We start from the raw sequence: 14,407 nt of genomic DNA on the forward strand, positions 1-14,407 counted from the left end.
TGTTTTTTGAAAACCTCAACCAAACTCAAAAAATGCTACGTTCGTCACATTTTTTCTTGCGAAATTAAGCATAGACTCTACAATACCGAAAGTTTTGCCCCTTTTACAAAAAGTGCGGTTATTTTTCACCGCACTTTTATCTCGGATGGAATATTTATGGATTACGGCCAAGAAGCCATTACTTCTCTTATTTGGATTTTACAAACGCTAGCTATCACCTCAGTCGTCTTTAGTTTTGGCATTTTTCTTTTGGTACGTTTTACCCAATGGGGAAAACAATTTTGGATGTTTGCAGGTGGCTATCTTTCACCTAAACGCAGCATAAAACCTATCCTATTCTTTCTGCTTATTGTTGCGATGACATTACTCAGTGTGCGTATCAGCCTTGTACATTCTGAGTGGTACAAAAATATGTACACATCATTGCAAGAATTTAATGAACATGTATTTTGGCAACAAATGGGCTTGTTCTGCGTCATTGCCGCAAGTTCTGTTTCTGCGGCATTAGTAAGCTATTATTTAGAGCAACGTTTCGTCATCAACTGGATTGAGTGGCTTAACGAACAGCTTGTTGATAAATGGATGGCACACCGAGCCTATTACAAAACACAGTATTTATCAGAAAACCTAGATAACCCCGATCAACGTATTCAACAAGATGTCCAATCTTATGTAAAAACCACGCTTTCTTTAAGCACTGGAGTCATTGATGCGGTCACCTCGATGATCTCTTACACGATTTTGTTATGGGGATTAGCGGGTCCAATGATGGTACTTGGCGTGGAAATTCCACATATGATGGTGTTCTTAGTGTTTGGCTATGTCATTTTCACTAGCCTCATTGCATTTTGGCTCGGTCGTCCATTAATCTCTTTGAATTTTATTAATGAACGCTTAAACGCAAACTATCGTTATTCTTTAATTCGCATAAAAGAATATGCCGAAAGCATTGCTTTTTATGCAGGTGAAAAGGTAGAAAAAAATCAGCTTTATCAACAATTCAATTCTGTCATCCATAACATGTGGGTAATCGTATTTAGAACACTAAAATTTTCAGGATTTAACTTAGTTGTAAGTCAAGTTTCTGTTGTTTTTCCGTTGTTAATTCAAGTTGGACGTTACTTTGAAAAACAAATAAAACTCGGTGATTTAATGCAAACTTTACAAGTATTTGGAAAATTGCACAGCAATCTTTCATTTTTCCGTAATACTTACGATAGTTTTGCTGGGTATAAAGCGACACTCGATCGTTTAACTGGTTTCAGCTATGCCATTGAAATGGTTAATCATGAATCGCAAACACAAATACACAATCACCCTACAGATGTGATTTTCAAAAACTTAAGTGTTAAAAATCCATTAGGTCACACACTGGTAGAAAATCTCAACATTACGCTACCGCAAGGAAGTAGTTTACTCATTCAAGGAAAATCTGGTGCAGGAAAAACGACACTTTTACGAACAATCGCTGGACTCTGGAGCTACGCAGAAGGTGAAGTGAGTTGCCCAACAAACAGTCAACTTTTCTTATCGCAAAAACCCTATGTGCCACAAGGAAATTTGATTTCAGCATTAACTTATCCCAATAAGCCAGACAATATTTCACATACACAAGCGATAGAAATATTAAATAAAGTGCAACTAGGACATCTGGCTGAACAATTAGAAAAAGAACAAGACTGGACGCGTATTCTTTCGCTTGGTGAGCAACAGCGTTTAGCATTTGCGCGTTTGATTCTACACAAACCTGCTGTCGCCTTCTTAGATGAAGCCACCGCAAGCATGGATGAAGGTTTAGAATTTGCGATGTATCAACTATTAAAACAAGAGCTACCAAAAACCACGCTAATCAGTGTTGGCCACCGTTCAACACTGAAAGCGTTACATCAGCAACAACTGATTCTGCAAAATAAAGGCCAATGGCAGCTAATGTAAAAAACACGAAAAACAACTGTAATTTCAACACATTTTTTGATACATTTAGCACAATTTTTGCGTGCTTAGCGATGAAATAATTTCACTTTTTCAGCTAAGCAAAATTAACTCTGATTTTTGAATAGGATAATTATGTTATTTAAAAAAATTCGTGGACTTTTTTCAAACGATCTTTCTATCGACTTAGGTACTGCAAACACATTAATTTATGTAAAAGGTCAAGGTATTGTCTTAGATGAGCCTTCGGTTGTTGCAATTCGACAAGACCGTGTTGGTTCACTAAAAAACATCGCGGCTGTAGGTAAAGAAGCAAAATTAATGCTTGGGCGTACACCAAAAAGTATCGCTGCTATTCGCCCAATGAAAGATGGCGTAATCGCAGATTTCTTTGTTACAGAAAAAATGTTGCAATACTTTATCAAACAAGTTCACAGCGGTAATTTTATGCGCCCAAGCCCTCGTGTACTTGTCTGTGTGCCTGCTGGTGCAACACAAGTAGAACGTCGTGCAATTAAAGAATCCGCAATCGGTGCTGGTGCGCGTGAAGTATATTTAATTGAAGAACCAATGGCAGCCGCAATCGGCGCTAAATTACCTGTTTCTACTGCAGTTGGTTCTATGGTAATTGATATCGGTGGTGGTACAACTGAAGTCGCTGTTATTTCCTTAAACGGCATCGTATATTCTTCTTCAGTTCGTATCGGTGGTGACCGTTTTGATGAAGCGATCATTTCTTATGTTCGCCGCACTTTTGGTTCTGTTATTGGTGAACCTACTGCTGAACGCATTAAACAAGAAATCGGTACAGCCTACATTCAAGAAGGTGATGAAATTAAAGAAATGGAAGTGCATGGTCATAACCTTGCTGAAGGTGCGCCTCGTTCATTCACCTTAACCTCACGTGATGTGTTAGAAGCTATTCAACAGCCATTAAATGGTATTGTTGCAGCCGTTCGAACCGCACTTGAAGAATGTCAACCAGAACACGCGGCAGACATTTTTGAGCGAGGTATGGTGTTAACTGGTGGTGGTGCACTATTGCGCAATATCGATATTCTCCTTTCTAAAGAATCGGGAGTACCTGTTATCATTGCTGAAGATCCATTAACCTGTGTTGCTCGCGGTGGTGGTGAGGCATTAGAAATGATCGATATGCACGGTGGCGACATTTTTAGTGACGAAATTTAATTTAGAACAAAAATAAAAAGTGCGGTTAAAAATGACCGCACTTTTCCTTTTAATCTTTTTATCTCAACGTAGGACGCTTAATGAAGCCTATTTTCGGTAAAGCCCCCCCGCTTGGCATTCGATTATTATTAGCTGTAGCCGCTTCCCTTTCTTTAATCTTGGCTGATGGTCAAACTAATTCAATGACTAAAGCTCGTAGTGCCATGGAAACTGCAGTGGGTGGACTCTATTATCTTGCCAATAGCCCTCGTACAGTATTAGATGGGGTATCAGATAATTTAGTGGATACCAATAAATTACAAATCGAAAATAAAGTATTACGCGAACAATTGCGTGAAAAAAATGCCGATTTACTCTTACTAGATCAACTCAAAGTCGAGAATCAGCGTTTACGTTTATTATTAAATTCCCCTTTACGCACCGATGAATACAAAAAGATTGCTGAAATTTTAACTGCAGAAACAGATATTTATCGTCAACAAATTGTTATTAACCAAGGCGAAAAAGACGGTGCTTATGTAGGTCAGCCTGTAATTGATGAAAAAGGCGTTATTGGTCAAATTATTTCGGTGGGCGAGAACACCAGCCGAGTACTACTCTTAACTGATGTCACTCATTCTATTCCAGTACAAGTTCTACGTAACGATGTTCGTGTCATTGCGAGTGGTACAGGGCATACCGATGAGCTAACTCTTGATAATGTACCTCGTTCTGTGGATATTGAAAAAGGCGACTTACTTGTAACGTCTGGTCTTGGTGGTCGTTTCCTTGAAGGCTATCCAGTAGCGGTTGTACAAAGCGTTTCACGCGATGGTTCCAATTACTTTGCGACAGTCAAAGCTAAACCTCTCGCCGCCCTTGAACGCTTGCGCTATGTACTACTGCTTTGGCCAAGCAATTTAGATATGTCTAAAGTAAAATCTATGTCTCCAGAAGAAGTGCGTAATTTAGTGCAAAAACGTTTAGAAAGCCAAGCGAATGAAGCTGATTACAAAGTAAAAAAAGCCCCGTTAACAGACGATAATCTTCAGGAAAATAAGGATAAATCAACGGTTGAACCTGAAATTCCAACCGATGTACCGCAAAATGAAGAAGCTGTACCGTCAGAACAACAAGAACATAGGGAAGAAGACTAATGCAAACTCGCTTTATTTTACAATGGCTCACTATTTTTAGTTTCTTTGTGGTGTCATTAGTGCTAGAACTCGCACCCTGGCCACTTGGTTTTCAAGCATTTAAGCCTGCTTGGTTAGTTCTCGTTTTACTTTACTGGGTTCTAGCTATTCCAAATAAAGTCAGTATTGGATGGGCATTTTTATTAGGACTTGTATGGGATTTAATTCTAGGTTCCACATTAGGTATTCATGCCCTAGTCCTTTCTGTGACAATTTATTTTGTTGCAAAAAACTATCTCGTACTGAGAAATTTATCGCTTTGGTTTCAAAGTCTTTTAGTGATTGCGTTTGTGTTTATTGTCAGATTAGCTATTTTCTTAGTCGAATTCTCCCTACATACCGCATTTTTTAACTGGCAAGAAATCTTTGGGGCTTTAGCATCGGGAATACTATGGCCATGGGTATTTTTATTAATGCGTAAAATGCGCCGAAAAGTTAAATTACATTAAAAAAGAGAGATAAATATCTCTCTTTTTTTATGACTTACGAGTATCTAAAAAACTAATTCAACTGCTTGTTCGCATCCATTAAAGAATCACATTCCCAGCCAATATACTCTCCCGAAAATTGACCAGCAAGTTTTTCAAAACGTTCTACTTGTTCAAAAATTTCACCATTATCTAATGAAATTTCTTGCTCTAATTTCACCAAGAAATAAGGCTCATCATCTTCATTAAACTGAATCGCTTGCGCAGAATATTGTAATGTCGTGAAAGAATAATCCCCTAAACTAAGCTCATCCATAAAAGGGAACATTTTCTCTTCTTCATCAAAATGAAAACTATGCTCCACTAGATACGTATCACTTAAATCACGACCTTTATTTTTCAGTAAATCAAGTAACTCTTCCGTTGCATTTAATTTAATCTCTAATGGAGAAGCAAGCAAAAAGTCAAAATAAGTATCCCAACTTAAATCCTTTTGTACATTAATATCTTTAACAAAATCAATTTGTTGTAAGGTTTCTACTACAAGATTTTCATACTCACAATAAAAATGCATTTTAGCTTGGGCATTACAAATAAAATGTCCGGCAAAAAATACATTCGGAAGTGCGGTTAATTGCGCCAGAATTTTAAATACACGATTAATTAACTTATCGTATTCAACTTCTGAGGGCAAACCGGTTTCATCATCTGCCTTATAAGCGATAGTGAATTGCACTATTTTATCGAGATCTTTGCCGTGATATTTTTCAACATCTTCAATATTTGCGGTAAACACGGCAGGCATACCATTCACGGTAGAACGATAATTCTGCCAATTTGCCATATCCATTTCGCTTTCCTATTTAAATTCAGCCCAAATCGGTGCGTGATCAGAAGGTTTTTCCATAGCTCGAATATCCAATGCAATGCCCACATCGACACAGCGTTCAGCCAATTTTTGACTTACTAAAATATGATCAATTCGTAAACCTCGATTATCATCAAAACCTTTAGAACGGTAATCAAACCACGAGAATTTATCATTTGTTGTTGGGTTCAGCTTACGGAAACTATCTTCTAATCCGTAATCGTACAAACGTTGATACCACGCTCGTTCTTCAGGTAAGAAAGAGCATTTACCCGTGCGTAACCAACGTTTACGATTTTCATCTCCGATACCAATATCTAAATCACTTGGGCTAATATTCATATCCCCCATAATTAAAATAGGATTCGATTTGTCGTGTTCTTTTTCTAAATATTGTTGAAGATCTGCATAAAATTTCTCTTTAGCTGGAAATTTAGTCTCGTGCGCACGGCTTTCCCCTTGAGGAAAATAGCCATTAATTACGGTCAACAAACCAAAATCAGTTTCAAGATCAGCCATAATAATGCGTTTCTGCGCATCTTCATTGTCTGTTGGAAAACCACGACGAACCGCTTTAGGTTCTTGTTTAGTCAATAATGCTACGCCATAGTGACCTTTCTGACCATGATGAAATACGTGATAACCTAAGTTTTCTGTAATTTCATAAGGAAAAGCCTCGTCAGCAACTTTAATTTCTTGCAAGCCGATTACATCTGGCTGATATCTTTCAATAATGGCTTCAAGTTGATGTGGGCGAGCACGTAAACCATTTATATTAAAAGAGATAAATTTCATTTTTGTTCCTATTAAAGAGTAAAATTGTCTTTATTATACAGAGATTTCTATTTTGATAAAAACGGCTTTGCCAGATAAGCCTTAATTTGCTCAAACACACTGGATTTAATCCAAAATTGACCTTGAGAGGGTAAACAAGTTACCGAAATAAAATCATTCAAATAATCAAATTCCAATTGGGCAGCATGCAAATAAGTGCGGTCAATTTTTTCAGTATTTTTACCATAAAGCCTATCACCTAAAATCGGACTACCTAAACTTTTCATCGCAACACGTAATTGATGCGTTTTCCCAGTTTGTGGTTTTAAAATAAATAAACGTAAATTAGGCTCACAGCTTACACTTTCAAAACGCGTAATTGCGGGATTGTCTTTTGTTTGGCAAAGTTTCCAGGCGCCATCTCGGGCTTTCTTCATATCCCCGATAATCAAACCTTGTTTCTTTTTAGGCTTTTGGTTACTTAATGCCAGATACGTTTTATGAATTTTATGTTCAGAAAAAAGTCGTGAAAATTCAGCCGCACTTTCAGCATTCAGCGCCAAAATTAATAGCCCCGACGTCACTTTATCCAAGCGATGAACTAACCATACTTGAGGCACATTCAGTTGTTTTGCAACAAGTTCTGTTAAGCCTTGTTCTTCTTGATCTTTATGAACACTAATGCCTTCAGGCTTGTTGATAATAATAAAATCGCTATGTTGATAAACAACCTCGATTTTCATCAGACTTGCTCCTTTTTGTAAATCTTATTTTTACCGAGAACAATATCTTTCACCGAGCTAAGTAATTCCTGTTGAATATGTGAGAGCTTTGGTTTTTCATTTAATTGAAATGCTAACGGGCGACAAAGCTCCATTGCTTTCACGCCTAATCTAGCAGTGAGCAATCCCACACCGATCCCTTGAGCTATACGCGCAGAAAGCTTTGCTGTTACATCTTGAGAAAGCCAATCCATTCCAATATCTTGTGCTACTTCGGTTGCTCCAGCAAAAGCGATATTGACCAATACCATTCTTAACAATCGAATACGCGAAAAATACCCTAATTCAATCCCATAAATTTCAGCAATCTTATTCATTAATCTAAGATTTCTCCACGCAATAAAAACCATATCCACCATAGCAATTGGACTAATCGCGACAATCACAGCTGATTCAGCGGCCATTTTACTAATCAATTTTTTAGCTTGTGCATCAAAAGTAGACAAAACATTACGACTGAATAAATGAGCAATTTCTTGCGCTGAATAAGTTTCATTTAATTGATGTTGCCATTGAATTACCTCGGGAGAATCATTTTCCAAACGTAGCAATTTTGCAATATCTAAGCAAAGAACTTTGCTTTTTTCTGCGCTCTGAACAGAAAAAACATCGCCATTTTTTACCGCACTTTCTAACCAAATCTGCTGACTTTGTTGTTGCAATTGCTCACGTTTTTTTAAACGAACTAAACGTCGCCACTCGCCAATAATCTCTTTAATCCCCAATAAAATGACAATTAAACTGACTAAAGCAAAAGCAAGATAAATCCATTGATGTTGTTGATAGCTATCCCACATCCACTGCACGGATTGCGCAACCGTCGCCACACCAAATAAAAGTGCGGTAAATTTTAATACCGTTTTTCCAAAACCTGATTTTGGTTTCAATGCCTGTTCAAGTTGAGCATCAAGTAATTCCCCTTCCAAGGGTTCATCCAGCTTTGTTTCTACATGATGAAACTCTTGCTTAGGCTGATATTGTTCTTCCTCAACGTTGACTGCGTGTTCAAAAATTTGTTTTTCCATTGCCTATTCCAAAAAATAACCCCACTGAAAAGTGGGGTCACAATGTCAAAATTCAATCATTATTCATCGCTTGAGAAGATAGAAAGTAATCTTAATAAACTCAAGAATAAATTGTAGATTGAAACATAAATATTCACGGTTGCTCGAATATAATTCGTTTCACCACCGTGAATGATATTACTGGTTTCATACAAAATAGTCATTGTAGAGAACACAACAAATAATGCACTAATTGCGACTGATAACGCAGGAATTTGGAAGAAGAAACTTGCCACCATACCAAGTAATAGCACAATAAATAATGCGAACATTGCGCTTGATAAGAATGACATATCTTTTTTCGTGGTTAACACATAGGCTGAACATGCGAAGAACACAATTGCAGTTCCTGCGAATGCAAGCATAATCAAATCTTCCATTCCACGTGCCACATACATATTTAAAATTGGCCCGATGGTGTATCCCATAAATCCGGTGAAAGCAAAGGCCGCCAAAATACCAGCAGGACGATCAGCTAATTTATTTGTTAAGAAAAGTAAGCCATAAAAACCAACTAGTAACACAATAATATTTGGATATGGCAGATTTAGACTCATTGAAATAAACGCAACAACCGCTGAAAATGCCATGGTTAATCCCAATAAAAAATACGTGTTACGCAACACTTTATGTGTGCTGAGTAGCGATTCCTGCTGAGCATCCACAATAAGACGTGATTGCATAAAAGCTCCTTGTAAAATAAGTAAAAAGTCTCCTGTAAAGTAAGGGTTAGGGGTAAAAAAGTCAATGGTATTGATAGAATTAATTTCATCAAAATGAATAAATTATCATCACCTAAACTTAAATCATGAGATTTCTGTTTACATCAATAAAATATTCATTATACTACGCCCATCAATCACGGAGGAATGGTCGAGTGGTTGAAGGCACCGGTCTTGAAAACCGGCGAGGGTTTACGCCCTCCTAGGGTTCGAATCCCTATTCCTCCGCCATCAGAATTGAAGAATCCCTAAGTCGAAAGGCTTAGGGATTTTTACATTTCGTAAGCCATCTTTTCGCCTGTAAGCTTGATTATAGTTTAAGATAAACGAATATGGTAATTTTTACAATTTAAGACAATCCCAAACAAACCCTGTATAATCACCACATATTTTTATAGAGAACACCCCATGCAAATCAACTTTACCCACATATTACAAGATAGTTGGAATTTTTTTAGAAACCAACAAAAAGTCATGTTTCAATTTGTCTTAATTTTATTTATTGCACAAAATGTAGGGGCACTATTAAGCTCCCCACTCAATAATGAATCCCACAGTAATTTAAGTGAACTAGTCGATATAAATATTGAAAACATAGCCTTTTCTATTGCTATCACACAACTTTTAACAAGTTTTATCTCTACATGGGGACTCATTTCAATCCATAGTATTAGCCAGCAAAACTACCAAACTTTAACTAAAGCGTTTACTCTCACATTACGTCGTTTTCTTGGTGTTATTGTACTTAATTTACTCATGACAGCCCCAATGCTACTTGGATTAAGTGAGGCATTCGCTGCATTATTAACAAAATCCTCTCCATCAATAATATCACTTATCGCAATGCTCGTGGGAATATGGTTCTTTGTACGCTTAAATTTAACTGCAGTACACTACCTTTCAACCCAAGATGATATAAAACAAACAATCCAAAAAATTTGGATTAAAGGAAGTTCTCGTAAGAATGTATTATTTATTTATACACTATTAGTTTATTTCCTAGCTCCTATCTTAGTTTTCCAACTTACTACATTTTCAAATAATGTACTATTTGATATGGTAATCGGCATCCTTAGCGCCGTATTAAATATTTTTATGTTAGTAATAACTTATCGCTTTTATAGTTTATTTATAAAGGAAGAATAAATATGAAACAACTACTTGAATTTATCCCTTTAGTACTATTTTTTGTTACATACAAACTTGCCGGCGTACGCGATGCAGCTATCGTGCTTGTGATCGCAACCATTATTCAGCTAATTGTTTTGAAATGGAAATATAGCAAAATTGAAAAACAACAAAAAATCATGGCTGGTTCAGTTATTTTCTTCGGTTTATTAACAGCATATTTCAATGAAATTCGCTATCTTCAATGGAAAGTAACAATTATTAATGCATTATTTGCTATTATTTTATTAATTGCACAATTCCAATTTAAAATACCCTTAGTGAAAAAGTTACTAGGAAAAGAAGTGCAATTACCAGATAAAGTATGGAATACTCTAAATCTCGGCTGGGCACTATTTTTTATTATTTGTATGTTGGTAAATATTTATATTAGCCATAATATGTCAGAAGAGGCATGGGTAGATTTCAAATCTTTTGGTATTCTTGGAATGACTGTGATTGCGACTCTTATTTCAGGTGCATATATTTATCGCTATTTACCCAAAGATAAAACGCATTCAAAAGACGGAGAAAAATAATGTCTTCTAATTTTCTTATTGATAAAAACGGTCGACAGTCAAAAGGTGTTCTCTTATTAAGAACACTTGCAATGCCATCAAACACTAACGCCAATGGTGATATATTCGGCGGTTGGATTATGTCTCAAATGGATATGGGGGGAGCCATTTTAGCTAAAGAAATAGCTCATGGTCGAGTCGTAACCGTTGCTGTTGAAAGTATGAATTTCATCAAACCTATTTCAGTTGGAGATGTCGTTTGTTGTTACGGGCAATGTCTAAAAGTAGGCCGTTCATCCATTAAAATAAAAGTAGAAGTTTGGGTAAAAAAAGTTGCTAGTGAACCTATTGGTGAACGCTATTGCGTGACAGATGCAGTATTTACTTTTGTTGCTGTCGATAGCAATGGTAAATCACGTACAATTCCGCGTGAAAATAATCATGAATTAGAAAAAGCACTCGCTTTGATTGCAGAACTTGAATCTGAACAAACTAATCAATAAAAGGAGCCATTATGTACTACGTTATTTTTGCTCAAGATATTCCAAATACGTTAGAAAAACGTCTTGCTGTGCGTGAGCAACATTTAGCCCGCTTAAAACAACTTCAAAAAGAAAATCGTCTGCTCATTGCTGGCCCAAATCCAGCAATTGATGATGAAAATCCTGGTGAAGCAGGTTTTACAGGTTCAACAGTCATTGCACAATTTGAAAACCTGCAAGCAGCCAAAAATTGGGCTGCGCAAGATCCTTATGTGGAAGCAGGCGTATACGGTGAAGTAATTATAAAACCATTCAAAAAAGTGTTTTAGCATTTCTAGATATGTGAATTCGAAAGGCTTATCCAAAAATAAAAATGTGTGTGAAATCAGTATATTTCACACACTCATATACGATTCCATGAATAAAAAACGTTTCATTCTATGAAAAAACAAGTTCTTATTTTCCTCACTGTTTTTACTATACTTTCCACATTGGCTGAAGAGCCTACTATAACCAATAATCCCTCCGTTATTAATCTAGAACAAGAAAAACAAATTTGGAAACAAACACAGCACCAATCGTATTTGACTCACTTAGCGCAACGTGAGACTTTCTTACAAATTGAAAACCTATTAAAAAGTGCGGTTAGAAATCAACAATTTTCTGAAAACACCCAAGAGCTTACGAAGAATTTAATTAGATCAATCCCTGAGTATCCTTTACAAATGGATCTCATTTTACGTTTTTGGGAAACAAAAATTCGATTTTTGAAATCTAATGATGAAAAAAATATATCTCTGGCAAACAATGAACTCGACAAACTTATCGCTCAAAATCCCCTATTTATAACCAAATCATTGAAAGAGTTAAAACAAAAATTGAAAAATCTTATCAGTGATTCCAAAGATATTTCAGATAAAACTATACAAGATAAAGATTTACAGGATAAAGTGGTTCAAATAGAGGATCCAGCTAAGTTACCTGAAATTATAGAAAATAGCGCTCCCTCTACCTTAAAAAAAGATGTTTTACTTGAGGCCTTCCCTCGGTATCTAAAAACACGTCCAGAAAAAATACAGAACCCAAGTTTTGTACCTTATCAACAATGGGCTGAAATTTGGCGACTTTCAGAAGATGAGCTAAAACAATGGAAAATCGCATTTTTGACACGTTTTTTTGATAATGAAAATACTGATTTCCAAGCATGGCGGGATACACAAATAACTCAATTAAAAACCGATAATCTTACTGAACGTCGTTTACGAATGGCTATCTGGCAAAAAAATGACCTCACCCCCTGGCTTTCTTTGCTTTCTGATACAGCAAAAGAAAAACAAGAATGGCGTTACTGGATAGCCAAAAATGATAAACAAAATATAACAGAAAAACTTACCGCTCTTTCTCAAGAACGTGGTTTTTATCCTATGTTGGCGGCAGCTCAATTAAAAAAAATTTATAAAATTGACATCCCTCACTCACCTAATCTTAGCATAGAAGAACAAAAATCATTTGAGAGCGCATTTAATATAATTTCTGAATTACGTGAGCTGGGGCGATACGGATTAGCCAAACAACGTTGGCGAGTATTATTAGATAATACTGATTTCAATACACAGCTAAAACTTGCAAAATATGCACAAGAACAACAATGGTATGAATTGTCAGTTGATAGTACCATTGTCGCCAAAGCTTGGGATTATCTTAATTTGCGTCTGCCGAATGCTTATTCTGATTATTTTGATATTGCGTTAAAGAACTTAAACATCAGTAAAACCTTTTCTATGGCAATTGCTCGTCAGGAAAGCGCTTGGAATCCAATGGCTCTATCATCAGCAAATGCCAAAGGACTCATGCAACTTTTACCAACAACCGCTAAATTAACTGCTGAAAATAATCAAATTCCATATTTAAATGAACAAGATTTATTTAAGCCATTAAATAATATTTTGCTCGGCACGGCACATTTGAATGACCTTAATAACCTATATCCAAATAATAGAATATTAATTGCCGCATCTTACAATGCAGGTACAAATCGAGTAAATCAATGGCTCTACCGTGCCAATAATAAGCTAACATTAGATGAATTTGTCACATCAATTCCGTTTTATGAAACTCGTGATTATGTTCAAAATACTATTGTCTATGATTTTTACTATCAAATTTTACAACAAAAAGAAAATCCACAAATGTTTAGCCAAGAAGAATGGGATCGGCTATACTAAACGCACTAGTTTAATAGTATAAGGTGATAACATGTATATTAGTCGCAATTTAGAACAATGGAATGCATTTTTGTCCATGCTACAGACTGCTTTTAAAGAAAACAAAGCTCAAGAATTGCTAACCTTGTTATTAACTGCTGACGAACGCGACGCAGTGGGATTACGCCTACAAATTGTTTCACAATTATTGGATAAAAATCTTTCTCAACGTGAAATTCAACAAAATTTGAATACAAGTGCCGCCACTATTACACGTGGTTCTAATATGATAAAAATAATGGATTCAGATTTTATGAAATGGGTGAAAGAACATCTTGATAACATTGAAAAAAAGTAAACGGATTTTTACCGCACTGTCTAACTTATCTCTTCCCCAATGGTGGCAAAAAAATTGGCAACGCGTTGCCTTTCTATTTTTCCTCACCATTTTTATTTTTTTATTCATTTTTCGTTTTCTGCCGATCCCCTTTTCAGCCTATATGGTACAACAAAAAATTGGGCATATTCTACAAGGTGATTTTCGTTATAAAATGCAATATGATTGGGTGAATTTAGAAAACATATCCCCCTCTGCTCAACTCGCTGTTATTGCATCTGAAGATCAACGCTTTCCTGATCACTTTGGTTTTGATTTTGAGGCGATTCAACAAGCCATAAAATACAACGAAAAATCTCCCAAAAGGGTTCGTGGTGCCTCTACAATCTCTCAGCAAACTGCAAAAAACCTCATTCTTTGGCATGGACAAAATTGGTTACGTAAAGGATTAGAAGTCCCTGCGACCCTACTACTCGAAATCACTTGGTCTAAAAAAAGAATTTTAGAAGTCTATTTAAATATTGCTGAGTTTGGTAATGGAATATTCGGTATTGAAGCGGCAAGTCACTATTATTTCAAAAAGGCAGCAAAAAATTTAACCTCAAATGAAGCTGCACTTCTTGCAGCTATTTTACCCAATCCGATTATTTATAATGCGAATAAACCAAGTGCTTTAATACGTAAAAAACAAGCATGGATATTGCGTCAAATGAGGAATTTAGGTACCGAATATCTCAACGACTTATAATATAAAAAGGGGAAT

General features: G+C 36.1%; 16 protein-coding genes and 1 tRNA gene. 12 read left to right on the forward strand and 5 right to left on the reverse strand.

Translation table 11 applies throughout. The annotated features are described in order from the left end of the window. Positions 1 to 156 precede the first annotated feature (156 nt). From KKW16_RS03435 to mreD, 4 genes are all read left to right on the forward strand, one after another. A complete protein-coding gene (locus tag KKW16_RS03435) occupies positions 157 to 1,935 on the forward strand; it encodes an ABC transporter ATP-binding protein/permease (RefSeq protein WP_111407516.1) in 1,779 nt (592 codons plus the stop codon). Between the two features lie 132 nt (positions 1,936 to 2,067). Further along, entirely contained in the window at positions 2,068 to 3,123 is a 1,056-nt protein-coding gene (locus KKW16_RS03440) for a rod shape-determining protein (protein ID WP_111407517.1), read from the forward strand. Positions 3,124 to 3,203: 80 nt separating this feature from the next. Next, complete coding sequence (mreC, locus tag KKW16_RS03445) at positions 3,204 to 4,259, forward strand: rod shape-determining protein MreC (RefSeq protein WP_065265279.1); 1,056 nt, start codon at positions 3,204 to 3,206, stop codon at positions 4,257 to 4,259. Then, complete coding sequence (gene mreD, locus KKW16_RS03450; protein ID WP_111407518.1) at positions 4,259 to 4,747, forward strand: rod shape-determining protein MreD; 489 nt, start codon at positions 4,259 to 4,261, stop codon at positions 4,745 to 4,747. The genes mreC and mreD overlap by 1 nt, the downstream gene beginning before the upstream one ends. A gap of 52 nt (positions 4,748 to 4,799) precedes the next feature. Here mreD and KKW16_RS03455 read toward each other — a convergent pair whose 3' ends face one another. Genes KKW16_RS03455 through KKW16_RS03475 form a run of 5 tightly spaced genes read right to left on the reverse strand, consistent with a single transcriptional unit; the run spans position 4,800 to position 8,897 of the window. After that, entirely contained in the window at positions 4,800 to 5,576 is a 777-nt protein-coding gene (locus KKW16_RS03455; RefSeq protein ID WP_111407519.1) for a TIGR01619 family protein, read from the reverse strand. A 9-nt stretch (positions 5,577 to 5,585) separates the two neighbouring features. Next, positions 5,586 to 6,389, reverse strand: coding sequence for an exodeoxyribonuclease III (gene xthA / locus KKW16_RS03460; RefSeq protein WP_111407520.1), 804 nt, complete (start codon positions 6,387 to 6,389; stop codon positions 5,586 to 5,588). 47 nt (positions 6,390 to 6,436) lie between these two features. Next, positions 6,437 to 7,111, reverse strand: a complete 675-nt coding sequence (locus tag KKW16_RS03465; protein WP_048953813.1) for a TIGR01621 family pseudouridine synthase — start codon at positions 7,109 to 7,111, stop codon at positions 6,437 to 6,439. Beyond that, positions 7,111 to 8,175, reverse strand: a complete 1,065-nt coding sequence (locus KKW16_RS03470; protein ID WP_048953815.1) for a YcjF family protein — start codon at positions 8,173 to 8,175, stop codon at positions 7,111 to 7,113. The genes KKW16_RS03465 and KKW16_RS03470 overlap by 1 nt, the downstream gene beginning before the upstream one ends. Positions 8,176 to 8,234: 59 nt before the next feature. Further along, positions 8,235 to 8,897 carry a Bax inhibitor-1/YccA family membrane protein gene (locus KKW16_RS03475; protein ID WP_005635459.1) on the reverse strand — a complete coding sequence of 221 codons (663 nt, stop codon included), beginning with the start codon at positions 8,895 to 8,897 and terminating at the stop codon, positions 8,235 to 8,237. 180 nt (positions 8,898 to 9,077) lie between these two features. Between KKW16_RS03475 and KKW16_RS03480 the strand changes: the two genes are divergently transcribed. From KKW16_RS03480 to mtgA, 8 genes are all read left to right on the forward strand, one after another. Continuing rightward, positions 9,078 to 9,167, forward strand: a tRNA-Ser gene (locus KKW16_RS03480). A gap of 177 nt (positions 9,168 to 9,344) precedes the next feature. After that, complete coding sequence (locus tag KKW16_RS03485) at positions 9,345 to 10,082, forward strand: hypothetical protein (protein ID WP_048953817.1); 738 nt, start codon at positions 9,345 to 9,347, stop codon at positions 10,080 to 10,082. 2 nt (positions 10,083 to 10,084) lie between these two features. After that, positions 10,085 to 10,642: a septation protein A gene (locus KKW16_RS03490; RefSeq protein WP_048953818.1), complete on the forward strand. Its 558-nt coding sequence runs from the start codon at positions 10,085 to 10,087 to the stop codon at positions 10,640 to 10,642. Then, positions 10,642 to 11,124: an acyl-CoA thioester hydrolase YciA gene (gene yciA, locus KKW16_RS03495; protein WP_111407524.1), complete on the forward strand. Its 483-nt coding sequence runs from the start codon at positions 10,642 to 10,644 to the stop codon at positions 11,122 to 11,124. The genes KKW16_RS03490 and yciA overlap by 1 nt, the downstream gene beginning before the upstream one ends. A gap of 11 nt (positions 11,125 to 11,135) precedes the next feature. Then, on the forward strand, positions 11,136 to 11,432 hold the full coding sequence (locus KKW16_RS03500) for a YciI family protein (protein WP_048953820.1): 297 nt from the start codon (positions 11,136 to 11,138) through the stop codon (positions 11,430 to 11,432). Between the two features lie 111 nt (positions 11,433 to 11,543). After that, positions 11,544 to 13,328: a transglycosylase SLT domain-containing protein gene (locus tag KKW16_RS03505; protein ID WP_048953821.1), complete on the forward strand. Its 1,785-nt coding sequence runs from the start codon at positions 11,544 to 11,546 to the stop codon at positions 13,326 to 13,328. A gap of 31 nt (positions 13,329 to 13,359) precedes the next feature. Continuing rightward, complete coding sequence (gene trpR, locus KKW16_RS03510; protein WP_048953822.1) at positions 13,360 to 13,665, forward strand: trp operon repressor; 306 nt, start codon at positions 13,360 to 13,362, stop codon at positions 13,663 to 13,665. Then, a complete protein-coding gene (mtgA, locus tag KKW16_RS03515; protein WP_373455022.1) occupies positions 13,643 to 14,392 on the forward strand; it encodes a monofunctional biosynthetic peptidoglycan transglycosylase in 750 nt (249 codons plus the stop codon). The genes trpR and mtgA overlap by 23 nt, the downstream gene beginning before the upstream one ends. Positions 14,393 to 14,407: the final 15 nt, after the last annotated feature.

Origin of the sequence: Haemophilus sp. SZY H8 (assembly GCF_018829755.1) — a bacterium.
GTDB lineage: Bacteria > Pseudomonadota > Gammaproteobacteria > Enterobacterales > Pasteurellaceae > Haemophilus > Haemophilus haemolyticus_K.